This is a genomic window from Pseudonocardia oroxyli (assembly GCF_900102195.1).
In the GTDB taxonomy this organism is placed as follows: Bacteria; Actinomycetota; Actinomycetes; order Mycobacteriales; family Pseudonocardiaceae; genus Pseudonocardia; species Pseudonocardia oroxyli.
In genome coordinates this window covers 64,516-87,476 of sequence record NZ_FNBE01000021.1, presented here as the reverse complement: position 1 = coordinate 87,476, position 22,961 = coordinate 64,516, and the positions used below count along the sequence as shown (strand labels likewise).

The 22,961-nt window shown below is 73.4% G+C and carries 26 protein-coding genes; 15 read left to right on the top strand and 11 right to left on the bottom strand.

All coding sequences use genetic code 11. From position 1 onward, the window contains the following. Positions 1–66 precede the first annotated feature (66 nt). A complete protein-coding gene (recO, locus tag BLS43_RS26215) occupies positions 67–813 on the top strand; it encodes a DNA repair protein RecO (RefSeq protein ID WP_093089373.1) in 747 nt (248 codons plus the stop codon). A 121-nt stretch (positions 814–934) separates the two neighbouring features. After that, the gene (locus BLS43_RS26210; protein ID WP_093089372.1) at positions 935–1,549 is read left to right on the top strand and encodes a trimeric intracellular cation channel family protein; all 615 of its coding nucleotides are present in this window, start codon (positions 935–937) and stop codon (positions 1,547–1,549) included. A gap of 80 nt (positions 1,550–1,629) precedes the next feature. Here BLS43_RS26210 and BLS43_RS26205 read toward each other — a convergent pair whose 3' ends face one another. Continuing rightward, entirely contained in the window at positions 1,630–2,475 is an 846-nt protein-coding gene (locus BLS43_RS26205; protein ID WP_176921558.1) for a hypothetical protein, read from the bottom strand. Positions 2,476–2,530: 55 nt separating this feature from the next. Between BLS43_RS26205 and BLS43_RS26200 the strand changes: the two genes are divergently transcribed. Together BLS43_RS26200 and BLS43_RS26195 are read left to right on the top strand one after the other, a co-directional pair. After that, positions 2,531–3,301, top strand: coding sequence for an isoprenyl transferase (locus BLS43_RS26200; protein ID WP_093089371.1), 771 nt, complete (start codon positions 2,531–2,533; stop codon positions 3,299–3,301). Beyond that, positions 3,298–3,675 carry a hypothetical protein gene (locus BLS43_RS26195; protein WP_093089370.1) on the top strand — a complete coding sequence of 126 codons (378 nt, stop codon included), beginning with the start codon at positions 3,298–3,300 and terminating at the stop codon, positions 3,673–3,675. Before BLS43_RS26200 ends, BLS43_RS26195 begins: the two co-directional genes overlap by 4 nt. Before the next feature lie 43 nt (positions 3,676–3,718). On the opposite strand, the gene BLS43_RS26190 is transcribed toward BLS43_RS26195, so the two are convergent. Continuing rightward, positions 3,719–5,125 carry a DHA2 family efflux MFS transporter permease subunit gene (locus BLS43_RS26190; RefSeq protein ID WP_245707832.1) on the bottom strand — a complete coding sequence of 469 codons (1,407 nt, stop codon included), beginning with the start codon at positions 5,123–5,125 and terminating at the stop codon, positions 3,719–3,721. Between the two features lie 80 nt (positions 5,126–5,205). On the opposite strand from BLS43_RS26190, the gene BLS43_RS26185 reads away from it, so the two are divergent. Next, a complete protein-coding gene (locus BLS43_RS26185) occupies positions 5,206–5,745 on the top strand; it encodes a TetR/AcrR family transcriptional regulator (RefSeq protein WP_093089368.1) in 540 nt (179 codons plus the stop codon). A gap of 9 nt (positions 5,746–5,754) precedes the next feature. On the opposite strand, the gene BLS43_RS26180 is transcribed toward BLS43_RS26185, so the two are convergent. After that, positions 5,755–6,351, bottom strand: a complete 597-nt coding sequence (locus tag BLS43_RS26180; protein WP_093089367.1) for a hypothetical protein — start codon at positions 6,349–6,351, stop codon at positions 5,755–5,757. Between the two features lie 89 nt (positions 6,352–6,440). Here BLS43_RS26180 and BLS43_RS26175 point away from each other — a divergent pair, with 89 nt between their 5' ends. After that, entirely contained in the window at positions 6,441–7,220 is a 780-nt protein-coding gene (locus BLS43_RS26175) for an SDR family NAD(P)-dependent oxidoreductase (protein WP_093089366.1), read from the top strand. A gap of 286 nt (positions 7,221–7,506) precedes the next feature. Here BLS43_RS26175 and BLS43_RS26170 read toward each other — a convergent pair whose 3' ends face one another. Both BLS43_RS26170 and BLS43_RS26165 read right to left on the bottom strand, forming a co-directional pair. Next, positions 7,507–7,902: a Fur family transcriptional regulator gene (locus BLS43_RS26170; RefSeq protein ID WP_093089365.1), complete on the bottom strand. Its 396-nt coding sequence runs from the start codon at positions 7,900–7,902 to the stop codon at positions 7,507–7,509. Next, positions 7,899–8,246, bottom strand: a complete 348-nt coding sequence (locus BLS43_RS26165) for an ArsR/SmtB family transcription factor (protein WP_093089364.1) — start codon at positions 8,244–8,246, stop codon at positions 7,899–7,901. The genes BLS43_RS26170 and BLS43_RS26165 overlap by 4 nt, the downstream gene beginning before the upstream one ends. Before the next feature lie 118 nt (positions 8,247–8,364). Between BLS43_RS26165 and BLS43_RS26160 the strand changes: the two genes are divergently transcribed. Beyond that, a complete protein-coding gene (locus BLS43_RS26160) occupies positions 8,365–9,762 on the top strand; it encodes a glycine--tRNA ligase (protein WP_093089363.1) in 1,398 nt (465 codons plus the stop codon). A gap of 51 nt (positions 9,763–9,813) precedes the next feature. Here the strand turns inward: BLS43_RS26160 and BLS43_RS26155 are convergent, their stop codons facing one another. Both BLS43_RS26155 and BLS43_RS26150 read right to left on the bottom strand, forming a co-directional pair. After that, the gene (locus BLS43_RS26155) at positions 9,814–10,800 is read right to left on the bottom strand and encodes a hemolysin family protein (protein WP_093089362.1); all 987 of its coding nucleotides are present in this window, start codon (positions 10,798–10,800) and stop codon (positions 9,814–9,816) included. Further along, on the bottom strand, positions 10,797–12,143 hold the full coding sequence (locus tag BLS43_RS26150) for a hemolysin family protein (RefSeq protein ID WP_245707830.1): 1,347 nt from the start codon (positions 12,141–12,143) through the stop codon (positions 10,797–10,799). Before BLS43_RS26150 ends, BLS43_RS26155 begins: the two co-directional genes overlap by 4 nt. 305 nt (positions 12,144–12,448) lie before the next feature. On the opposite strand from BLS43_RS26150, the gene BLS43_RS26145 reads away from it, so the two are divergent. From BLS43_RS26145 to BLS43_RS26130, 4 genes are all read left to right on the top strand, one after another. Further along, complete coding sequence (locus BLS43_RS26145; RefSeq protein ID WP_093089361.1) at positions 12,449–13,438, top strand: XdhC family protein; 990 nt, start codon at positions 12,449–12,451, stop codon at positions 13,436–13,438. A gap of 77 nt (positions 13,439–13,515) precedes the next feature. After that, the gene (locus BLS43_RS26140; RefSeq protein ID WP_093089432.1) at positions 13,516–14,133 is read left to right on the top strand and encodes a YdcF family protein; all 618 of its coding nucleotides are present in this window, start codon (positions 13,516–13,518) and stop codon (positions 14,131–14,133) included. Continuing rightward, complete coding sequence (locus tag BLS43_RS26135) at positions 14,130–15,404, top strand: deoxyguanosinetriphosphate triphosphohydrolase (RefSeq protein ID WP_093089360.1); 1,275 nt, start codon at positions 14,130–14,132, stop codon at positions 15,402–15,404. The genes BLS43_RS26140 and BLS43_RS26135 overlap by 4 nt, the downstream gene beginning before the upstream one ends. Before the next feature lie 149 nt (positions 15,405–15,553). Then, on the top strand, positions 15,554–16,108 hold the full coding sequence (locus BLS43_RS26130) for a carboxymuconolactone decarboxylase family protein (protein WP_093089359.1): 555 nt from the start codon (positions 15,554–15,556) through the stop codon (positions 16,106–16,108). A 43-nt stretch (positions 16,109–16,151) separates the two neighbouring features. On the opposite strand, the gene BLS43_RS30245 is transcribed toward BLS43_RS26130, so the two are convergent. From BLS43_RS30245 to sigJ, 3 genes are all read right to left on the bottom strand, one after another. Continuing rightward, positions 16,152–16,529, bottom strand: coding sequence for a DUF732 domain-containing protein (locus tag BLS43_RS30245; protein WP_176921557.1), 378 nt, complete (start codon positions 16,527–16,529; stop codon positions 16,152–16,154). Between the two features lie 317 nt (positions 16,530–16,846). Then, positions 16,847–17,557, bottom strand: a complete 711-nt coding sequence (locus BLS43_RS26120) for an HNH endonuclease family protein (RefSeq protein ID WP_245707829.1) — start codon at positions 17,555–17,557, stop codon at positions 16,847–16,849. A 47-nt stretch (positions 17,558–17,604) separates the two neighbouring features. Then, positions 17,605–18,465, bottom strand: a complete 861-nt coding sequence (gene sigJ, locus BLS43_RS26115) for an RNA polymerase sigma factor SigJ (protein ID WP_093089357.1) — start codon at positions 18,463–18,465, stop codon at positions 17,605–17,607. Between the two features lie 91 nt (positions 18,466–18,556). On the opposite strand from sigJ, the gene BLS43_RS26110 reads away from it, so the two are divergent. From BLS43_RS26110 to BLS43_RS26095, 4 genes are read left to right on the top strand one after another with little or no spacing between them, the layout of a single operon-like run. Further along, positions 18,557–18,859: a hypothetical protein gene (locus tag BLS43_RS26110; RefSeq protein ID WP_176921556.1), complete on the top strand. Its 303-nt coding sequence runs from the start codon at positions 18,557–18,559 to the stop codon at positions 18,857–18,859. A gap of 18 nt (positions 18,860–18,877) precedes the next feature. After that, on the top strand, positions 18,878–20,743 hold the full coding sequence (dnaG, locus tag BLS43_RS26105; protein WP_093089355.1) for a DNA primase: 1,866 nt from the start codon (positions 18,878–18,880) through the stop codon (positions 20,741–20,743). Then, positions 20,740–21,186, top strand: coding sequence for a hypothetical protein (locus BLS43_RS26100; protein WP_093089354.1), 447 nt, complete (start codon positions 20,740–20,742; stop codon positions 21,184–21,186). Before dnaG ends, BLS43_RS26100 begins: the two co-directional genes overlap by 4 nt. A 58-nt stretch (positions 21,187–21,244) precedes the next feature. Continuing rightward, a complete protein-coding gene (locus tag BLS43_RS26095; protein ID WP_245707828.1) occupies positions 21,245–22,006 on the top strand; it encodes a trans-aconitate 2-methyltransferase in 762 nt (253 codons plus the stop codon). A gap of 110 nt (positions 22,007–22,116) precedes the next feature. Here BLS43_RS26095 and BLS43_RS26090 read toward each other — a convergent pair whose 3' ends face one another. After that, on the bottom strand, positions 22,117–22,893 hold the full coding sequence (locus BLS43_RS26090; RefSeq protein WP_093089429.1) for an NAD(P)H-dependent oxidoreductase: 777 nt from the start codon (positions 22,891–22,893) through the stop codon (positions 22,117–22,119). Positions 22,894–22,961 lie beyond the last annotated feature (68 nt).

Sequence of the window (22,961 nt, the reverse complement as noted above, 5' to 3'; positions counted from 1 at the left end):
GGGGTCGTGACGCGACCGTCCGGGTGTCGCGGCGCCCGCGGGGCCCGCAGGTCGTAGGCTCATCGGGTGAGCACCCTGTACCGCGACACCGGCGTGGTGCTGCGCGTGCAGAAGCTGGGCGAGGCGGACCGCATCGTGACGTTGCTGACCCGGCGCTGCGGCAAGATCCGCGCGGTGGCGAAGGGCGTGCGGCGCACCCGCTCGCGGTGGGGGGCACGGCTCGAGCCGTTCAACCACGTCGACGTCCAGTGCTACACCGGGCGCAGCCTCGACGTGATCACCCAGTGCCAGACGCTCGACGCGTTCGGCTCCGGCGTCGTCTCCGACTACGCCCGGTACACGGCGGGGTGCGCCATCCTGGAGACCGCGGACCGGCTGGTGTCCGAGGAGGGGCACGGCGACTCGTTGCGGGTCTACCTGCTGCTCGTCGGGGCCGTGCGGGCGTTGGCGGGCCGCGAGCGGGATGCCTCGCTGATCCTGGACGCCTTCCTGCTGCGGGCGATGAGCCACGCCGGGTGGGCCCCGTCGATCACGGAGTGTGCCAAGTGCGCGGCGCCCGGGCCGCACCGCGCGTTCAGCGTGCAGGGCGGCGGCGCGGTCTGCGACGTCTGCCGTCCCCCGGGTTCGGTCCTCCCCGGTCCGGAGACCTTCGCCCTGCTCGACGCGCTGCTCCACGGCGACTGGCCGGTCGCGGACGCCGCGGACGCCCCCACCCGCCGCGACACCTCCGGCCTGGTCGCCGCGCACCTGCAGTGGCACATGGAGCGGCAGCTGCGATCGCTCCCGCTGGTGGAGCGCGTCAGCCGCCCGTGAGGATCGCGCGAGTGATCCACGATCGGGGAGCAGGCGGGTCGGAGATCGACCGCCTCGCTCCCGAGGAGTGGATCACGGGGCCGGAAGCCGTCGCCGAGTCCGGCCCGTCCTACGCTGCGGCGTGCGCACCCGCCTGATCCGTCCCCTCGACCTCGCAGGCACCGCGCTGTTCGCGCTGCAGGGCGGGGCCACCGCGGCGGCCGCGGGCCTGGACGTGTTCGGGGTGCTCGTCATCGCGTTCGTGACGGCGGTGGGCGGCGGCATCGTCCGGGACGTCCTGCTCGGGGCCACCCCGCCCGCGGTGTTCAGCGACCTCGCGTACCCCGTCGCGGCCTTCGGGGGCGGGCTCGTGGTGGTCCTGGTCTACCGGCTGGTCCGGGCGGTCCCGCCGGAGGTGCTGCTCCCGCTCGACGCGGCCGCGCTCGCGCTGTTCGCGGTCGTCGGGGCGGCGAAGGCGGTGGACCACGGGATGTCGCCGCTGCTCGCGGCGCTGTTGGGCGCGGTGTCGGGGACGGGTGGCGGGGTGATCCGAGACGTCATGCTGGGCCGGGTGCCCCTGATCCTGCGGTCGGACGTCTACGCCGTGGCCGCGCTCGCGGGCGCCGCCGTCGTCGCGGTGGGCCTGCGCTACGGCCGCCGCCGCGCCCTGGTCCTCGCGGCGGGCTTCGTGGTCTGCTTCCTGGTCCGCATGCTCGCCGTCTGGCAGGGCTGGAACCTCCCGCGAGTAGCCGGGTGACCCGCACTGGGGAGCCACAACCGTCGGATCGGGGCCCCGAAACGACAGTTGTGGCTCCATGATGCGTGGCGGGGTCGGGTTCAGGCCGCGGCGTGCGCGCGGGCTGCCTCCGCGGCGCGGTCGGTCGCGGCCTCGTGGGCGGCCTGGGCGGCCGCGGTCGCCGCGTTCACGGTGTCGGGGTCGAAATGGCCTGCGATGGCCTCCTGGACGGCGATCTTCGCCCGGATCACCGGCTTGCGGTAGGTCTTCTCGCGGTAGACCGCCTTGGCCATCTTCTTCGGACGGGTGGCGTAGCGCCACCGCGCCCACGGCGAGTGCGGGCGCCCCAGTCGCACCGCCGTGACCAGCAGCAACGGCCCGAAGAACAGCCCGACGAGCCCGCTCCACACCTTCCCCTTCGCCAGCGTGACCACCGCCAGCAGCAGCTGCAGGACGAAGAAGGCCACGACCAGCACGACCTCGACCGCGTCCGCCTGGGAGAGCCCGTCGAAGTCGCCCTGGAACCCCAGCGGATGGATGCCCAGCAGGAAGAACGACGTGATCGTGAAGGCGACGAACACGGCGTCGATCGAGGAGCGGCCCTCCTGCGTCCAGTACACGTCGGACAGGTGCAGGAGCAGGGCCCACTCGTCGAGCACCAGCGCGGTGCCGATGCCGAACAGCACGGCGCACAGGATGTTCGGCACCGGCGTGTCGAACGAGGCCAGCGCGATCAGCACGAAGCCGGCGATCAGCATCATGACCAGGCCGAACACCATGTGGTGGATGTGCAGCCCGCCCGGGGTGACGTTGCCCGGCCACCACCGCACCTGCGCGCGGATCATCCGCACCGAGAACCGGATGAACAGGAACGCGACGAGGAAGGCGCAGAGGAACGAGAACAGCGGCAGCCTGCCCGTGTCGACGATGGTCTCGGTGAACCACATGAGCAGTGACTACTCCGTAGGGGCGCGCTCGTCCAGGCACGTAGGCTCCCGGACCGTGCCTTTCGAGAGTCCCGCGCCGCACCCGTCGGGAGCCCGGCCGCCGGTGATCCCGGCGGAGCTGGTCCCCCGCCACGTCGCGCTCGTCATGGACGGCAACGGCCGCTGGGCCAACGCGCGCGGGCTGCCCCGGATCGAGGGGCACCGCCGCGGCGAGGCGTCCCTGATGGACGTGGCCCGCGGGTGCATCGACATCGGCGTGAAGTGGCTGTCCGCCTACGCCTTCTCCACCGAGAACTGGAAGCGCAGCCCGGACGAGGTGCGGTTCCTGATGGGCTTCAACCGGGACGTGATCCGGCGCCGGGTGGACGAGATGCACGCCATGGGCGTGCGGGTCCGGTGGGCGGGGCGGCGGCCGCGGCTGTGGCGCTCGGTGATCAAGGAGCTCGAGGTCGCCGAGGAGAAGACCCGGCACAACGACGTCCTCACCCTGACCATGTGCGTGAACTACGGCGGGCGGGCGGAGATCGCCGACGCCGTGCAGCAGATCGCCCGGCTGGTCCAGGAGGGCCGGATCAAGCCGGAGAAGATCGACGAGCGCACCATCGCGAAGTACCTCGACGAGCCGGACATGCCGGACGTCGACCTGTTCGTCCGGTCCTCCGGCGAGCAGCGGACGTCGAACTTCCTGTTGTGGCAGAGCGCCTACGCCGAGATGGTCTTCCTGGACACGCTGTTCCCGGACTTCGACCGCAGGCACATCTGGGAGGCGATCGAGATCTACGCCCGGCGGGACCGCCGGTTCGGGGGAGCGGTGGACAAGGCATGAGTCTCGAGATCGCGCGCAAGGCGCTGGAGCGCTACCACGACGTCGAGGTGGACGCGGACGGCGCGCTGACCTTCGCCCACGGCGGCGTGCTCTGCGTGGTGCAGGGGACGGAGCTGGAGGAGGGCCTGCCGGTCCTCAACCTGACCTGCGTGGTCGCCTGGGACCTGACCGCCGAGGACATCCCCGCCCGGGTCGCGCTCGGGGTGGGGGAGGGCCTGTTCGGCACCCCGCGGGTGATCAAGGGGGAGCGCGGGTGGGACGTGACCCTGCGCTACGCCTTCCCCGCCGTCGGCCTGGAGGAGGGGCCGATGGGCACCCTGCTGATGCTGGTGGTGAGCAGCGCGTCGAGCATGCGGGCCGAACTGGTCCCGTGAGTGGCGATAGTCGCTCTGGCGACTATCGCCACTCACGGGTTCGTCAGGCGGGGACGGGCACGACCGGAGGCTCGACGGCGACGGGGGTGGGCCGCCGCCCCGGCAGGAAGAGCGCCCCGACTGCCCCCACCGCCACCACACCGGCGGCGATCCACACCGCGGGCACCAGGCCGTCGACGAACGCCTGGCCGCCCGCGTAGCTGCCGTTCGCCGTGAACACCGCGGTCAGCACCGCGACGCCGAGCGCCACGCCGAGCTCGCGCAGCGTGGAGTTGGCGCCGGAGGCCTTGCCGTGGTCGGCGTCCGATACGCCGGTGATCACCGCGGTGGCGATCGGCGCGAAGGTCAGGCCCATGCCGACCCCGGCCAGCAGGAACGGCGGCACGAGGGTCCCGTAGGACACGTCGACGGTGGTGACCGCGGCCAGCCAGGCGAGCGCGCCCGCCTGCAGCACCATGCCGGCGGCGACCAGCGGACGGGGTCCGACCCGCCCGGTGAGGATCCCCGCGATCGGCGCCACGACCATCGGCGCGAGGGTCCAGGGCATGGTCCGCAGGCCCGCCTCGAACGGCGAGAGACCCTGCACCACCTGCAGGAACTGGGCGAGCAGGAACACCGCGCCGAACATCCCGAACGAGAACCCGACGGCGGTCGCGTTGGCCGCCGAGAAGCCGCGGGACCGGAACAGCCGCAACGGGAGCAGGGGCGCCGCCGCCCGCCGCTGCCAGGCCGTGAACCCGACCAGGAGGGCCGCGCCGAGGACCAGGCCGCCGATCGTGCGGGCCGAACCCCAGCCTTCGGCGTCGGCCCGGACCACGGTGTAGACCACGGCGAGCACCCCGACGGCGGAGAGCAGCAGGCCGAGCGGGTCGAGCCTGCGGTCCGGGCCCCGCGACTCGCGCAGCACGACGAGCGCCAGCGGCACCGCCAGCACCCCGAACGGCACGTTCAGCCAGAAGATCCACTGCCAGGCCAGTCCGTCGACCACCGCGCCGCCGACCAGCGGCCCGACCGCGACCCCGAGGCCGGACACCCCACCCCAGATCCCGATCGCGAGGGCGCGCCGGGCGGGCGGGACCGCCGCGGCCAGCAGGGTCAGCGACAGCGGCATGACCGCCGCCGCACCGACGCCCTGGACCGCGCGGGCGAGGATGAGCGTGGTCGCGTCGGTCGAGAGGGCCGCCGCGGCGGACGCCGCCGTGAACAGCACGATCCCGCCCACGAAGACCCGCCGCCTGCCGATCCGGTCGCCGAGGCCGGACGCGGTGAGCAGGAGCGTGGCGAAGGCGAGGGTGTAGGCGTTCACGACCCACTGGAGGGTCTCCAGCGAGCCGCCGAGCTCGGTGCGGATCACCGGCAGCGCGCCGGTGACCACGAGGTTGTCGAGGGTCGCCATGAACATGGGCAGCGCCGTGGCGAGCACGACGAGCCAGACGGGACGGGGACGCATGGGCTGCTCCGGAGAAGGCATCGACTGATTACTAGCGACCGTAAGGCATCGACTGATAACTTGGCAACGTGCCGCCCAGGATGTCCGCCGAAGACCGTCGCGACCAGGTGCTCGACGCGGCGGTCGCCGCCTTCGCCGAGGGCGGCTACACGGGGACCACCACCGACCAGGTGGCGCGGCGGGCGGGGGTGTCCCAGCCGTACGTCGTGCGGATGTTCGGCACCAAGCAGGCGCTGTTCCTCGCCGCCCACGAGCGCGTGATGGCGCGGCTCGGCGAGGCGTTCGCCGAGGTGGCGCGTGCGGGGGGCGACCAGACCGCGCACGAGCTGGCCACGGCCTACGTGCAGCTGATCAAGGACCAGGACCTGCTGCGGGTGATGCAGCACGGGTTCAGCCTCGGCGCCGACCCCGACCTCGGGCCCGCCGTGCGCGCGTCGTTCCTGCGGGTCGTGCGCCAGATCCGTGAGCTCACCGGGGCCACGGTGGAGGAGACCCGGGACTTCCTCGCGCAGGGCATGCTGATCAACGTGCTCGTGGCGCTGCAGCTGCCCGAACACGCGGGCGACGACCCCGACGCCGCCGCCCTGATCTCCTGCGTGCTGGAGAAGAAGGGCTTCTAGGGCGAAGTCCTAGTGTCCCACCGGCTCCTCGGACAGGTGCACGATCGGCAGCTCGGCCAGCTGCGCCGGGGTCATCGAGCGCGCCGCCTCCAGGACCCGGGCCTGGGACTCCTGCATCCGGCCGTCGATCAGCCCGGACAGGGCGTAGGAGATCCGGCCGAGCACGCGCACCGTGGTGTCGTCCACACCCGGGCGCGGGGTCGAGACGATCGCGACGCCCGTCGGGTGCCCGTCGTTCGCCTGCGCGATCCCGATGGTGAACGCCTCGCGCGGGTTCACGTGCCGGGACGCGTAGTGGTCCCGCAGGGTCGAGAAGTTCTTGTGGAAGGCCTTGACCTCGTCCTCGAGCTCGAGGCCCTCGACGTCGGTGTCGGTGAGGATCTTCGTGCGGCCGGAGAAGCAGCGCACGTAGCCGACGACCGCGCCGGTCCACAACGCCTCGACCAGCACCGGGTCCGGGCGCGGCACCGCCAGGGCGTTGACCAGGTTCTCACAGCACCGGAGCACGTACTGGAGGTCCTCGAACACCGCCGAGAGCTGCGCGAGCTCGCCCGACTCGGGGGTGTCCAGTCTGCGTACGGCGGAGACCTGCTGCTCGTCGGACATGGCGCGACAGTAACGTCGGTCACAGAGCCCGTGAATCTCGATCTGAGACACAATGCAGATGCATCACCGTTGCTGCGGAAGGAGCGTTCATGGACATCACGGGTGCGTCGGCGATCGTCACCGGCGGGGCGTCGGGGCTGGGCGAGGCCACGGCGCGGCTGCTGGCGCAGCGCGGCGCGAAGGTCGTGGTGCTGGACCTGAACACCGAGCGGGGCGAGAAGGTCGCCGCCGAGGTCGGCGGGGTGTTCGCGAAGGCGGACGTCGCCGACGAGGTGCAGGTCAAGGAGGCCGTCGAGGCGGCGTCGGAGCTCGGACCGCTGCGGATCCTGGTCAACAGCGCGGGCCTGGGCAAGGCGGGCCGGGTGATCGGGCGCGACCTCGAGCCCATCCCGCTGGAGACGTTCGAGTTCGTGATCCGCGTGAACCTGACCGGCACGTACAACTGCACGCGGCTCGCGGCCTCGGCGATGGCCAAGACCGACCCGCTCGCCGACGGGACCTCGCGCGGCGCGATCCTCAACACGGCGTCCGCCGCGGCGTTCGACGGGCAGATCGGCCAGACCCCGTACTCGGCCTCCAAGGGCGGCATCGTGGGCCTGACCCTGCCGCTGGCCCGCGACCTCGCCCGCCACGGGATCCGGGTCAACACCATCGCCCCCGGCCTGATCGACACCCCGATCTACGGCAGCGGCCCCGAGGCCGAGGCGCGCAAGGCGGGGCTGGGGCAGAGCGTGGTCTACCCGAACCGGCTCGGGAGGGCGGAGGAGTACGCGAGCATGGCGGTCGAGGTGCTCACCAACGACTACATGAACGGCGAGACCATCCGGCTCGACGGCGCGATCCGGATGCCGCCGAGCTCGCCGCGCTGAGGGTGGGGGCGCTCGGGGCGCTCGGGGCGCCGCGGGTGGGCCGGCTGACGCTTGGGACGCCCAAGCGTCGCCGGGTGGTGCTTGGGACGCCCAAGCGTCGGGTGAGCGCGTGCTGGAGTGACGCTTGGGACGCCCAAGCGTCGCCGGGTGGTGCTTGGGACGCCCAAGCGTCGGGTGAGCGGGTGAGGGGCTGACGCTTGGGAGGCCCAAGCGTCGCTGAGCGGTGCTTGGGACGCCCAAGCGTCAGTCGGCGCGCGTCAGCAGGCGAGCGTCCCGCTCGCGAGAGTCAGGCTGCGGTGCAGGCCCGGCACACGCCGAAGATCTCCACCGTGTGCGTGATCTCGGTGAACCCGTGCCGCTCCGCCATCTCCCCGGCCCACTGCTCCACGGCGGGCGCGTCGATCTCCTCCGCGGCCCCGCACCGCCTGCACACCAGGTGGTGGTGGTGCTCCGCAGACTCGCAGCGCCGGTAGACCGCCTCGCCGCCCGCGCTGCGCAGCACGTCCACCTCGCCGCCGTCGGCCAGGTTCTGCAGGGTGCGGTAGACCGTCGTCAGGCCGATGCCCTCGCCGCGGCGGCGCAGCTCCTCGTGGATCTCCTGGGCCGAGCGGAAGTCCGGCAGTCGGTCCAGCAGCTCGGAGACGGCGGCGCGCTGTTTCGTCGCCCGGACCGCCTTGGTCATGCGTCCTCCTGCACGTGCTCCACCGCGTCGACGACGATGTGGGCGAGATGGTCGTCCACGAGGGAGTACATCACCTCGCGGCCCCTGCGCTCGCCCTCCACCACCCCCGCGGACTTCAGGACGCGCAGGTGCTGGCTGATCAGGGGCTGGGTGACGCCCAGGGCGTCGACCAGGTCGTGGACGCAGCGCGGGGAGTCCCGCAGCTGCATCACGATCGCGATCCGGACGGGGGCGGCGAGCGCCCGCAGCAGGTCCCCGGCCGCGGTCAGCGTGCGCGGGGGGAGCGGCGGGGTGGGCTCGGCGACGGGGCACAGCACCCCGGCGTGCTCGCGGGTCGCGGTCATGCGCCCATGATAGTGGTTTTCATGTAGCACCGGTCGGAACCCGCCGGCCCCCGCTCGATACCCTCTTATGCGCCGCCCCGCATCCGGCGGGGATCACCCGTTTCCCAGGAGTACCCCCGTGGCAAGCAAGCCGACCTCTGCCAAGATCGAGACCATCGTCGCGCTGGCCAAGCGCCGCGGATTCGTCTTCGCGTCGGGGGAGATCTACGGCGGTACCCGCTCGGCGTGGGACTACGGGCCCCTGGGCGTGGAGCTCAAGGAGAACATCAAGCGGCAGTGGTGGAAGACCATGGTCACCGGCCGGGAGGACGTCGTCGGGCTGGACTCGTCGGTCATCCTGCCGCGCCAGGTGTGGGTCGCCTCCGGCCACGTCGGGGTGTTCAACGACCCGCTGGTCGAGTGCCTGTCCTGTCACAAGCGGTTCCGCGCGGACCAGCTGGCGGAGGAGTACGTCGAGCGCACGGGCAAGGCGGCGACCGAGGACGACCTGTCGGACGTGCCCTGCCCGAACTGCGGCACCCGCGGCCAGTACACCGCCCCGCAGGACTTCAACATGATGCTCGAGACCCACCTCGGCCCGGTGAAGACCGAGGAGGGCCTCGCCTACCTGCGCCCGGAGACGGCGCAGGGCATCTTCGTGAACTTCCTGAACGTGCAGACCACCGCGCGCAAGAAGCCGCCCTTCGGCATCGGCCAGATGGGCAAGAGCTTCCGCAACGAGATCACGCCGGGCAACTTCATCTTCCGCACGCGCGAGTTCGAGCAGATGGAGATGGAGTACTTCGTCGAGCCGGGCACCGACGAGGAGCTGCACCAGTACTGGATCGACGAGCGCACGCGCTGGTACACCGACCTGGGCATCTCGGCCGAGAACCTGCGGCACTACGAGCACCCCAAGGAGAAGCTCTCCCACTACTCGAAGCGGACCGTGGACATCGAGTACCGCTTCCAGTTCACCGGCCAGGAGTGGGGCGAGCTCGAGGGCATCGCCAACCGCACGGACTTCGACCTGACGACGCACTCCAACCACTCGGGCGTCGACCTGTCCTTCTACGACCAGAACACCAAGGAGCGCTACCGCCCCTACGTGATCGAGCCCGCCGCCGGTGTGGGCCGCTCGATGATGGCCTTCCTCATCGAGGCCTACCACGAGGAGGAGGCGCCGAACGCCAAGGGCGGCACCGACAAGCGCGTCGTGCTGCGGCTCGACCGGCGCCTCGCCCCGGTCAAGGCGGCCGTGCTCCCGTTGTCCCGCAACGCCGACCTCTCGCCCAAGGCGCGCGAGCTCGCGGCGGCGCTGCGCAAGCACTGGAACATCGAGTTCGACGACGCGGGCGCCATCGGCCGCCGCTACCGCCGTCAGGACGAGATCGGCACGCCCTTCTGCATCACCGTCGACTTCGACACCCTGACCGACGACGCGGTGACCATCCGCGAGCGGGACAGCATGAGCCAGGAGCGAATCCCGCTGGCCGAGGTGGAGAGCTACCTGGCGACCCGCCTGCTGGGCTGCTAGGTCGCCGGCGCCCTGACCGCCGTCTGTGGCGGTCAGGGCACCGAAGCATGTTCAGGCGGGCAACAGCCGGTCCACGACGTCCTGCATCGTGACCAGACCCAGGAGGGTGCCCCCCGAGGTGACCAGCGCGAGCTGGCCGCGCTTCTCGCGCATCGTGCCGAGCGCCGCGAAGACGGGGGTCTCCGCGTCGAACGAGAGCACCTCCCGCAGCAGGTCGCGCGCGGTCGTGGTCTCGGGCCTGCCCAGGGTGTCCCGGACGTGCACGAACCCGACGACCTCGGCGCCGTTCCACACCACCAGCCGCAGGTGGCCCGACCGGCGGGACACCTCCCGCACGGTCTCGACGGTGTCGGTGCACTGCACCCCGGCGGGGTCGCCGTGCACCAGCGACGAGATCGGCGCCCGGTCCAGCTCCAGTGCCGTGACGAGCTGGGCGCGCCGCTCCTCGTCGAGCGCACCGGCCCGCGCGGAGTGGTCGACCAGCTGGCGCAGGTCGTCCGGGTTGCGGCCGCCCGCCATCTCGTCGACCGGCTCCACGCCCACGCGGTGCAGGCACCAGTTCGCCATGCCGTTGAGCGTCACCAGCAGTGGCCGGGTCACGAACATGAACGCGCGCATGGGCAGCGCCAACAGCGTGGCGGACTGCTCGGGGTGCGCGATCGCCCAGGACTTCGGGGCCATCTCCCCGACGACGAGGTGCAGGAACGTGACGAACACCAGGGACAGCACGAAGGACGCCACCCCGGCGGCCGCGGCGGGGATGCCCCAGCCCAGCAGGACCGGCTCCAGCGCGTAGTCCACGGCGGGCTTGGTGATCGCACCGAGCGCCAGCACGCAGAGCGTGATGCCGAGCTGCGACCCGGCCAGCAGCAGCGAGATGTCCTTCGCGCTGCGCAGCGCCGCCCGGGCCGAGGCGGACGTGTCCGCCATCTCCTCCAGCCGGTACCGGCGTGCCGCGACCAGGGCGAACTCGATGGCCACGAAGAACGCGGACGCCGCGATCAACGCGATCGAGACGACGATCTCCACCCAGCTCACGACTGCTCCTCCAGGACCGCCGGGCGGATCCGCACCTGCTCCGGCACCCGCCGCTCCACGGCCAGCACCTCGATGTCGACGGCCCGGTCGGGCTCGTCGTCCTCCGCGCCGGCGTGCCGGGGAAGGACCACCCGCACGGTGTCGCCGGGCTCGGGCAGCCGCTGCAGCTCGGCGATCACCAGGCCGCTGATGGTCTCGTACTCACCCTCCGGGAGGTCGGCGTCCAGCAGCCTGCCGACCTCGTCGACGTGCATGGTGCCGGGCACGCGCCACCCGTCCGCCACGTCGAGCGGCTGGTCGGTGAGCGCCGGGTCGTGCTCGTCGGTGATCTCGCCGACGAGCTCCTCGGCGATGTCCTCCAGCGTGACGACGCCCGCCAGGCCGCCGTACTCGTCGACGACGGCGGCGAACTCGTCGTCCGCCTCGCGCAGCGCCTGGACGACGGCGGGCAGCGGCAGCGACGCCGGGACGACCACGGCCCGCCGCATCACCGCCGAGACCGGGGTGGTCGACGTGTCGCCGGTGAGGGCCAGCAGGTCCCGCAGGCAGATCACGCCCACGACCTCCTCGCCCGACTCGTCGAGCACCGGGTAGCGGGAGTGGCCCGCGGCCATGGCGTCCGCCAGCTCGGGGATGAGCAGGTCGGACTTGACCGAGGTGACCCGCGGCCGCGGGATCATCGCCGCCCGCACCGGGCGGTCGGAGAAGTCCAGCACCCGGTCGAGCATGATCGACAGGTCGGAGCGCAGGTCGCCGCTGTCCCGGGACTCGTCGATGATCGCCTCGAGGTCGCGCGGGGTGGCCGCGTGCTCGACGTCGTGCACCGGCTCGATCCGCAGCAGCTTGAGCAGCAGGTTGGACGCGGCGTCGAACACCGTGACCAACCAGCCGAACACGGCCAGGTAGAGGTTGGTGGGCACGGCCAGCCTGCGGGCGACGGGCTCGGGCCGGGCGATGGCGAGGTTCTTCGGGAACAGCTCGCCGAACACCATCTGCACGCCGGTGGAGATCAGCAGCGCGAGCACGGTGCCGAGCGCGACCGCCCAGCCCGCGCCGCCGAGCAGCTCGCCGACGCCCGCGCCGATCAGCGGTTCGGCGACGTAACCGACCAGGAGGCCGGTCACGGTGATGCCGAGCTGGGCGCCCGAGAGCATGAAGGAGGTGCGGTCGGTGACCGTCAGGGCGCGTTCGGCGCCCTTGTCACCCTGTGCCGCCCGGGCTTTGAGCCGCGAGCGGTCCACCGCCATGTACGCGAACTCCTGGGCGACGAAGAAGCCGGTCAGCGCGGTGATCGCGACGACGACCAGCAGGCCGAGGAGGATGCCGAGAACTGTCATCAGCATGGGGTCCGTCCGTGCGGGACGGTGCCGGTACTACAGGAGGGGTCCATGGCTCCGGGTATGTGAAGAAGGTCCGTTTCTCGAACGGCTCAACGGCGATGATGCCGAATCCGTTCCCGAAACGCATCCTGATGTCGGTCACCGGTCCCTCGAGGCGGGACGGTTCACCCGGCAGGGGGCCCGATCGACCGCGGTCGAGGATACGGGAGGCGCGCCGCCGGGCGTGTGCCGGTGCCCGCCGGGCGACGCGGCGGGCTCGCGGGTCCGCGGTCCGCGCACCTGTCGGTGGGCGTGGCTACCCTGACGCCATGAGCACCGATCCGCGTCGTGAGCTGGGCGCCGCGCTGCGGCGGTGGGTCCGCGAGGGGGTCGGCTCCGTCGGGGTCGTGCGAGTGCTGGACCGACACGGGTTCGGCACCGTCGAGTCGGGCCAGCTGGTCGCCGCCGCGGGGGGTGAGACCGCGGGGCTGCTCTACCGAGGCGCCCTGGACCCGGCCGCGCTGCCGCTCGCGGCCGCCGCGGCGCAGACCCCCGAGACCCGCAAGGCGCATGTCGCGGAGCCGGACGCGCTGAGCGCCGGGCTCGCCTGCGCCGGCGGTGCCACCCTGCTCGGGCACCCGCTGCCCGCGGCACTCGCCGAGGTCCTGGGCGCGGCGCTGGAGCAGGCCCGCCCGGCCGCGCTGCTGAGCACCGTCGACGGGTCGGCCACCGCCGTGCTGACCGGCCCGGACCTGCAGGAGCAGGTCGGGGACCCGGTGGCCGAGGAGGCCGTCGAGGCCGCCCGCGGATGGCTGCGGCGCGGCGCCACCCACACCGAGACCGTCGCGGACGTGCTGGTCGACCTGTGGGTCCCGGTGCCGTCGGTCCTGGTCGTGGGCGCGGGCGCGATCGGCGAGGCGCTGCTCGCGCAGGGGGCGCTGCTGGGCTGGACCGGTCGCACCGTCACCGAGCTCGACGAGGCGGTCGCGGCGGTGGAGGCGTTCACGGATGCGGACGTCGTCGTCCTGCTCGACCACGCCCCCCGGTTCGACGCGATGCTGCTGGCCGGGCTGCGGCACGGCCGCGGGTTCCTCGGCGCGCTCGGCTCCCGCCGCACCCAGGCCGCCCGCCGCGAGCGGCTGCTGGCCGCCGGGGTCACCGAGGACGAGCTCGCCGCGATCCACGGGCCCGTCGGGCTCGATCTGGGCGCCCGCACCCCGGCGGAGACGGCGGTGTCCATCGTCGCCGAGGTCCTCGCGGCCCGGTCCGGGCGCGCCCCCGCCGCACTGGCCGCGTCGGGCGGGCGGATCGGCGGGTGAGCGTCCCCACGCGGCGCCCGCCCGAGCCGCCGACCGAACCGCTCCGCCGGGAGCCCCGCCGCCGCGCGCGCACCGGGCTGGGGTGGGTCGCCCGCGCCGTCGTGGGCACGCTCCTGGTCGGGGCGATCATCCTGGGCGGCACGCTGTTCCGGGTGTGGCAGACCGCGCGGGTGGACGGGGACCGCCCGGTCGACGCGGTGATCGTCCTGGGCGCCGCGCAGTACGACGGGCAGCCCAGCCCGATCTTCGCCTGGCGCCTCGAGCACGCTGCGCAGCTGTACAAGGAGGGTCTGGCCCCGCGCGTCGTCACGGTCGGCGGCTCCCGGGTGGGGGACGAGTACACCGAGGCCGAGGCCGGCACCCGCTACCTGGTCCGGCAGGGCGTCCCCGCGAGCGCGATCACCACGGTCGCCGAGGGCCGGGACACACTCGGCAGCCTGCAGGCCGTGGCCGCCCGGGCGCAGCGGGACGGGTGGGAGACCGCGCTGATCGTCAGCGACCCGTGGCACTCGCTGCGGGCCCGCACCATGGCCCGGGACTCGGGGCTGGAGGCCTGGACGTCGCCGACCCGCAGCGGCCCGGTCGTCCAGACGCGGGAGACGCAGGCGAAGTACATCCTCCGCGAGACCGCCGCGCTGCTCTACTACCGGGTGACCCACGCCTCGGCGGAGACCACGGACACCGGACTGGGATGAGCTACTCGGACCACGACCGGGAACGGCTGCGGCCCGAGCCGCCGAAGGGATCCGGGATCGGGCGGCGCAGCGCGTTCTCCCGCGACCGCGCCCGGGTGCTGCACTCCGCCGCGCTGCGCAGGCTGGCCGGGAAGACGCAGGTCGTGGGGCCGGGGGAGGCCGCGGACATCACCGGCATCCCGCGCACCCGGCTCACCCACTCCCTGGAGGTCGCGCAGATCGGGCGGGGCATCGCCGAGGAGCTGGGCTGCGACCCGGACGTCGTCGACACCGCGGGGCTGGCCCACGACATCGGGCACCCGCCCTTCGGGCACAACGGCGAACGCGCGCTGGACGAGATCGGCGCGGCCTGCGGCGGATTCGAGGGCAACGCGCAGACGCTGCGGATCCTCACCCGGCTCGAGCCCAAGGAGACCGACGGGGGCCTCAACCTCACCCGCGCCACCCTCGACGCCAGCTGCAAGTACCCCTGGCTGCGCCGCGGGGACACCCGCAAGTTCGGCGCCTACGCCGAGGACGCGGAGGTGTTCGCCTGGGTCCGGGAGGGGGCGCCCGCCGAGCACCGCTGCCTCGAGGCGCAGGTCATGGACTGGTCGGACGACGTCGCCTACTCCGTGCACGACGTCGAGGACGGGATCCTCTCCGGCCGGATCGACCTCGCCGCCCTGGGCTCCCCGGAGGAGCGGGCGATGCTCGCCCAGCTCGCGGGCACCCACTTCGGCGCCGATCCCGCGGCGTGCGAGACCGCGGCGGAGGTGCTCGCCAAGCTGCCGGTCGTCGAGGCGGTCATGGGGTTCGAGACGGCGTCGGCGGCGGTCCAGGCCCACGTCGCGCTGAAGCGGCTGACCAGCGAGCTGGTGGGCCGGTTCGTCCGGGCGGCCACCGACGCCACGCTGCACGCCGTCGGCGGCGGCCCCGTCCCGATGGCCGACTCCGCACGCTCCGTCTCGGTACGCCGCTACACCGCCGACCTGATCGTGCCCGCGGACTCCGCCGCCGAGGTCGCGCTGCTCAAGGCGGTCGCGCTGCGCTACGTCATGCAGGACCCGGAGCGCCGCGCCATGCAGACCCGGCAGCGCGACCTGCTCACCGAGCTCGCCGAGGCCCTCCTGGCGGGCGCCCCCGGCACCCTGGACCCGGTGCGGGCGGGGGAGTGGGCCGCCGCCCCGGACGACCGCGCCCGCCTGCGCGTCGTCGTCGACCAGATCTCGGTGCTGACGGACGCCGGCGCCGTCGCCTGGCACCGCCGCTTCGCGGCCCGTGCGCGGTAAGTGGTGCCAGAGCACCACTTACCGCGCACGACCGCCGGAGGCGCGGATCACCTCACGTTTCCGGCGGCCGCGTCGTCTCCCGGGTGAGCGACGCTCCCCGAGCGTCACCGAGTGGGCGCCGGCCCGTCCCGTGCGCCCGAGGAGGAGCCATGGCCCGGATCCCCGCCGTCCCCGAGAGCGAGGCCGGTGTGCTCGGCCGGTTCGTGTACCGCCTGGCGCGCAAGCGGTTCGGGCTGGTGCCCGAACCCGTCGCGATCGCCCGACACCACCGCGGGCTGTTCTGGTCGGGGCTGGTCGCCGAGCTGGCGCTGGAGAAGGCGGCGACGCGCCTGCCCGCCCGGGTGCGGGAGATCGCCGTCTACCGGACGGCGACCGTCGTCGGCTGCGCGTGGTGCGTGGACTTCGGCACCATGCTGCAGCGGCTGGAGGGCCTCGACGTCGAGCGGCTGCGGCGCATCGCCGACTTCGCGACCGACCCGACCTACACCGACGCCGAGCGCCTCGCCATCCGCTACGCGGACGCCATGACGGCCACACCCACCACCGTGACCGACGCGCAGGTCGCGGAGCTGGAGGCGGAGTTCGGCCGGGCCGGGCTGCTGGAGCTGACGCAGGTGATCGCGGTCGAGAACCAGCGGGCGCGGGCCAACCACGCCCTCGGCATCGTGGACCAGGGCTTCGACGCCGCCTGCGCCGTCCGCTAGGGCGGCGTCGTCGGGTGAGGCGGCGTCGTCGGGTGGGGCGGTGTCATTCGCTGGGGCAGTACGCCGCGGTCGCGGCCTCGACGAGCAGCCGGGCGTCCCGGGTGGTGAAGCCGGCCGAGACCGCGTCCGACACCAGCTCGCTCCGGGACGACCCGTCCGCCAGGGCCGCGCAGACGCCGTGGCCCAGGTCGATCAGGACGTCCTCGGGGATCGCGTCGAACGACGGGCGCGCGGCCAGCGTGCCGAGGAAGACCCGGTCCCCGGTCGTGGCGGCCGTCGGGTCGGAGCGGGCGTCCGGCCGGGCCGCCGAGAGCGCCGCCGCGCCCACCCCGACGATCCCCGCACCGGACAGCACGATCACCGCGCACAGCGTGGCGGGCAGCACCCAGGCGGGCACCCGGGTGCGTGGTACGTCCGGCATCGGCGGGAGGTACGGCGGCGGGGGTCGGAGCGCGTGTCGCGGTCCGACGACCGGCGTCGGGTGACCCGTCGGCCCCCCGACCTGCGCGGGCCCCCGCTCGACGGGTGGGCGCGGGCCCGGGATCGGCGGGACCGGTGCGGCGTGCCGGGGACCCGGCACCCACGGATCACCCGCGGTGTGGCCCGGCCGCGGCGACCGGGCGGGCGGCGCGGCCCGGTGTCGCGGCGCTCCCGCCGCGGGCGGCCCCTCGTGCTCGGTCATCGTGTCCCCCCGGACCTCGTTCCCCACCCGACTCATCGCCCCCCGGCGGTCGGGTCTTACGCCCCGGTCGAGTGAACCCCGGGGATCCCGTCCGCGTCCACCGGGAGCGGCTCGCCCGGGCAGCCTGCCAACACGCGGGCGACGGCGTCGTGCTCGGCCTGGGTGACCCAGAGCGCGTACTTGGCCTTCACCGCGACCTGCCGGGCGACGTACGCGCACCGGTAGTCACGGTTCGGCGGCAGCCAGGTGGCGGCGTCCCCGTCGCCCTTGCCGTTGTTGGTCGGCCCGTCGACGGCGAGCAGGTTGAGCGGGTCGTTGCCCAGCCGCTCCCGGGCGTCCGGGTCGAGCTGCTGGGCGCCCTTCTGCCAGGCGTCCGACAACGCGACGACGTGGTCGATCTGCACCGCCGAGCTCGTGTCGGCGCCGCGGGTGAACAGTAGGTTCCTACCGGTGTAGGGGTCCGCGAGCAGGCCAGTCAGCACCACGCAGTCCCGTGTGCCCGGCTTGAAGGTCTCGTCGGTCATGTCCCGGGCGAGGACGTCGTTGCGCTGGTCGCAGCCGTTGCGGTCGACGTCCGCCCAGCGCTGGCCGAACTCGTCGCGGTCGTAGCCCGTCTTGGGCGCGCGCCCCTTGACCGGCAGCGTGGCGAGGGCGTCGGCGGCGGAGCCGACCGGCTGCGCCTCGGGCAGCGCGAGGTACCGGTCGGCCAGGGAGCCGCAGCCGGACAGCAGGAACAGGGAGAGCAGGAGGGGGACGAGAACGCGCACCGGACGATCCAACCCGCTGCGCCACGTGTCACCACGCTGACACGCCGTCACCACCAGGGGCGAAGCTTGTCCGGGTTCATCACCTGCCGCGCGGCCGTGATCCGGCCGTCCGCGTCCACGGTGAAGGCGGTCACCGACGCGGCGACCCCGTCCGCGGCCGGCGTCGCGAGGCCGGGCTCGCCGTTGACCAGCACGGTCGTCCAGCCGCTCACGTCGAAGGAGTACTTCGCGGACAGCCCGGCGAGGAAGCGGCCGACCTTGTCCGCTCCCGCCAGGGGGCGCAGGGCCGTCGCGACCCGGCCGCCACCGTCGCTGGTGAACGTGATGTCCGGGTGCAGGAGGCTCACCACCGCCTGCCAGTCGCCCCGGGCCAGCGCCGCACCGAACTCGGCCAGCACCCGCTGCTCGGTCGCGGCCGGGGCCCGGGCGGGCACGGGAGCCGAGGCGAGCGAGCGCCGGGCCGCGGCGGCGTGCTGTCGCGCCGCGTCCGCCGAGCAGCCCAGCACCTCGCCGATCTCGGCGTACCGCGTGCCCAGCGCCTCGTGCAGCACGAACGCCACCCGCTGGGCGGGGGTCAACCGGTCCAGCAGCAGCACCGCGGCGAGGCGCACGTCCTCGCCGCGGACGACGGCGGCGAGCGGCCCGTCGTCGTCCGGCGCGGTCACCAGCGGCTCGGGCAGCCACGGCCCCACATAGGTCTCCCGGCGCGCGGAGGCGGACGTCAGCCGGTCCAGGCAGATCCGGGCCACCACCGTCGTCAGCCACGCCCGGGGCTCCCGCACGTCCGAGGCCCGCGACCACCGGAACCAGGCCTCCTGGACCGCGTCCTCGGCGTCGGCCAGGCTGCCGGTGATCCGGTAGCCGACCCGCAACAGATGGGAGCGGTGTTCCTCGAAGTCCGTCGCCACAGCGGGTCACCTTGTCACTCGTCCGAATGACGGAGAACTTCTTACCCCCGTCCGATGTAACGCTCAGGTCCGCGGAGGAGATTCGTGAGGCATGAACATCCTCTCGGACGTGGTGACCGTCGCCGGTGTCAGCGCCGGGATCGTGCTGCTCCTCGCGCTCGCCGTCGCCCCGTGGCTGACCGAGCTGCCCGCCCCGCGCAAGCGGGACCTGCCGACCGACGCGCAGGGCTCGCTGCCGCGCACCGAGACCGCGGAGCCGCAGGTCGCGCTCCCCGCCCAGGGTGCGGCGCGCGGCACGGTGGCCGTGCGCGAGGCGCAGATCGTCCTCCCCGTGCAGCGCACCGCCGTCGCGATCGCCCTCCCCGGCCAGCGGGCCGCCACCCACCTGAGCTGACGGCCTAGACTCGCCCCCATGGCGGGGCGGATCCGGGACAGCGACATCGCGGAGGTCCGTGACCGCACCCGGATCGAGGACGTGATCGGCGACTACGTCGCCCTCCGGCCTGCGGGTGCGGGCTCGCTGAAGGGCCTGTGTCCCTTCCACGACGAGAAGACCCCGTCGTTCAACGTCCGTCCCGGGCGGGGCATGTTCCACTGCTTCGGCTGCGGCGAGGGCGGCGGCGCGATCGACTTCGTGATGAAGATCGAGCACGTCGGGTTCGTCGAGGCCGTCGAGCGGCTCGCGGACAAGTGCGGCGTCCAGCTGGTCTATGAGGGCGGCGGCGCGAGCGTCCAGAAGGACCGCGGCACCCGCTCCCGGCTCCTCGAGGCGAACAAGAAGGCCGCGGAGTTCTACGCCGCGCAGCTGCGCACCCCCGAGGCCGCGCAGGCCATGCAGTTCCTCACCCAGCGCGGGTTCTCCTCCGCCGCGGCCGAGCAGTTCGGCAACGGCTACGCGCCCTCGGGCTGGGACACGCTCACCAAGCACCTGCTGGCCCAGGGCTTCTCGCTCGACGAGCTGGAGAAGGCGGGCCTGTCCAAGCCCGGTCAGCGCGGGCACATCGACCGCTTCCACCGCAGGCTGCTCTGGCCGATCCGGGACCTCGGGGGTGACGTCGTCGGGTTCGGGGCCCGCAGGCTGTTCGACGACGACCGCATCGAGGCCAAGTACCTCAACACCTCCGACACGCCGGTCTACAAGAAGTCCAGCGTGCTGTTCGGCCTGGACCTGGCCAAGCGCGAGATCGCCAAGCGCCGCCAGGTCGTGGTGGTCGAGGGCTACACCGACGTGATGGCGATGCACCTGGCGGGCGTGCCCACCGCCGTCGCGTCCTGTGGCACGGCCTTCGGCACCGAGCACGTGAGCGTGCTGCGCAGGCTCATGGGGGACGACTCGTTCGACCGGGGCGAGGTCATCTTCACCTTCGACGGGGACGCGGCCGGGCAGGCCGCCGCGATGAAGGCCTTCGAGGGCGACCAGGCCTTCGTCGCGCAGACCTTCGTCTGTATCGCACCGGACGGGCAGGACCCCTGCGAGCTGCGCCAGGCCCACGGCGACACCGCCGTGCGGGACCTGGTGGCGCGCCGCGAGCCGATCATCGAGTTCGCGATCCGGACCAAGCTCAAGGCCTTCGACCTGGACACCCCGGAGGGCCGGATCAAGGCGCTGCAGGACATCGTGCCGGACGTCGCGAAGATCAAGCGCGAGGACCTGCGGGACGACTACGCGCGCCGGCTGGCGGGCTGGGTCGGCTGGGACGACATCGCCATGGTCGTGCGCCGCGTGCGCGAGGAGGCCGGGGGAGGGGCGCCGCGCCGGCGCCGGGCCGCCCCCGCCGCCCCCCGGCGGGACGATCCCCGCCTGCACCTGCAGCGCGAGGCGCTCAAGGCCGCCCTGCAGATCCCCGCGATCGCGGGCGAGGCGTACGACGAGCTGCCCGAGCAGGTCTTCACCCACCCGGCGTTCGCGTCCCTGCACATCGCGATCACCAAGGCGGGCGGGGTGTGCGCGGGCATGGACGGGGGAGAGGGCGGCGCGTGGGTCGAGGCCGTCGGCGCGGAGTGCACGCCGGAGGAGCGCAAGCTGCTCTCGGAGCTGGCGGTCGAGCCGCTCGAGCTGCCCCGCAAGCTCGGGGACGAGGTCCGCTACGTCGCCTCGGTGCTGGCCGGGGTGAAGCTCGCGCTGGTCGAGGCGCAGATCGCCGAGGTCAAGTCGCGGCTGCAGCGCACCAACCCCACCGAGGACCCCGAGCTGTACCACGAGCTGTTCGGCGACCTGGTGCCCCTGGAGCAGTACAAGATCGCGCTGCGGGAGCAGGCGAGCGGGGCGCACCGATGAGGTGGGCCTTCTGGCGGGAGGCGCTCCCGGAGGGGTTCGAGGGCGAGCTCGATCCCGAGGAGCACGTCGTCGCCACCGCGGACGTCCGGTCCGGGGGGCACCTCGTCGTCACCAACCGGGGGGTGTGGTTCCCCGGGGCGGACGAGCGCGTGGGCTGGCACCTGGTGTCCAAGGCCACCTGGACGGACGGCGCGATGATCTTCGTCGTCGCGACCGAGGAGGACCTCGGCCGGGCCTTCCTCCTGCACGACGGTCCGCCCCGCCGCTACGTGCTCGGCGAGCCCGGCAAGGTGCCCAAGGCGGTGCACGACCGCGTCACGCAGTCGATCGTGTCCCGGGAACGCGCCCGCATGGCGGACGGTCGCGAGGCCTGGATGCTTGAGCGGCGCATCGCCGGGCGGGACGGCACCGTCCGCCAGATCCGACCCGACCACCCCCTGTGAGCGGCGATGAGGGCTCTGGCGACCATCCCCGCTCACGACCGCTGAGCTGGGAGGACGCGTGACCACCACCTGGGACCCGGCGCTCTACCTGGACTTCGACGACCTCCGTGCCCGGCCCTTCCGGGACCTCGTCGCCCGGATCCGGGCCGAGGACCCGCGCCGGGTCGTCGACCTGGGCTGCGGGCCCGGGAACATGACGGCCACGCTGGCCGCCCGCTGGCCCGAGGCGATCATCGACGCGATCGACTCGTCGGCCGAGATGGTGGCCGCCGCCCGCGCGAACGGCGTCCCCGCCGAGCGTCGGGCCGTCGAGGACTGGACGCCCGCGCCGGACACCGACGTCGTCGTGACGAACGCGGTGCTGCAGTGGGTGCCCACTCACCGGGAGCTCATCCCGCGCTGGCTCGCCGCGCTGCCGCCCGGCGCGACCTTCGCCTTCCAGGTGCCCGGCAACGGTGCCGCCCCCTCGCACGCGCTCACCCGCGCGCTCGCCGCGCAGCGCGGCGTCACGGTGCGCGGCGAGCCGGACGTCGCCGCGCCCGCCGAGTACGCCGAGCTGATGTCCGCTCCCGACCTCGCCGCCGAGGTCGACGTCTGGGAGACCACCTACCTGCAGCGGCTCACCGGCGAGGACCCCGTGCTGCACTGGCTCGGCAGCACCACCCTGCGCCCGGTCCGGGACGCGTTGTCGGCCGAGGACTACGCGGACTTCACCGCCGAGCTCGCCCCGCAGCTGCGGGCGGCCTACCCGCCGAGCGCGGACGGCACCACCTGGTTCCCCTTCCGGCGGATCTTCGGAGTGGCCCGCCTGCCCAGGTGAGCTCGGAGCACCTGGTGATCATGCCGCGTGGTGATCAGCAGGCGCTGAGGGTCGGATGATCACGACAACTCAACCCTGAGCGCCTGATGATCACCCCCGCAGCATGATCATCAGGCGCTGAGGGCTCTCGCCTCCGCCGCCCGGTGCGCCCGCAGGCCCGTCTCGCCCGGCGCGACGTGCGGGTGCAGCTCGAGCGCCGCGTAGTCCTGCCGTTCGGGGCGGTAGGGGATCGGCGGATCCGACGCCACGCCGGCCAGCCGCGCGACCAACGCGTCACCGGCGGCGTCCGCGTCCGCGGCGGAGTACCGGTCCGCGCCGGCCACGAGGTGCGGCGCGAGCACCGTGGCCCCGGCGTAGAAGAGCGTGCCGTGCAGGATCGGGAAGAGCACCTCCTCCAGCTCCCCGTTCACCCCGCGGGGCCCGAACGCGGCGGCGGGCCCGCCCGCGGAGGTCACGACGAGGGCCCGCTTCCCGGCCAGGATCCCGTCGCCGTAGCGGCGGGTCCGCCCGTCCGGCCCGCGCACGCCGTACCCGAAGCCGCTCACGAACACCCGGTCGACCCAGCCCTTGAGGATCGCGGGCATCCCGAACCACCACAGCGGGAAGTGCAGCACCAGCAGCTCGGCCCGGCGGATCTTGTCCTGTTCCGCCCGCACATCTGCCGGCAGTGTGCCCGCCGCGTACGCCGCACCCGCCGCCTCCGACACGAACAGCCGGTCGGAGACGCCGTAGTCGGCGGCCGTGACCACCGGGTCCCACCCCATGGCAGGCAGGTCCGACACCTCCACAGCGTGTCCGGACGACCGCAGCGCGGCGACCCCACGGGCGGCGAGGGTGGCGGTCAGCGACTGCGGATCCGGCGGGGCGACGACCCAGAGAACGTCCATGTCGTCGATCCTGCGCACCCCGTCCACGCCGGACAATGGCCTGACGGACAGCATGTGCGAACATCGGG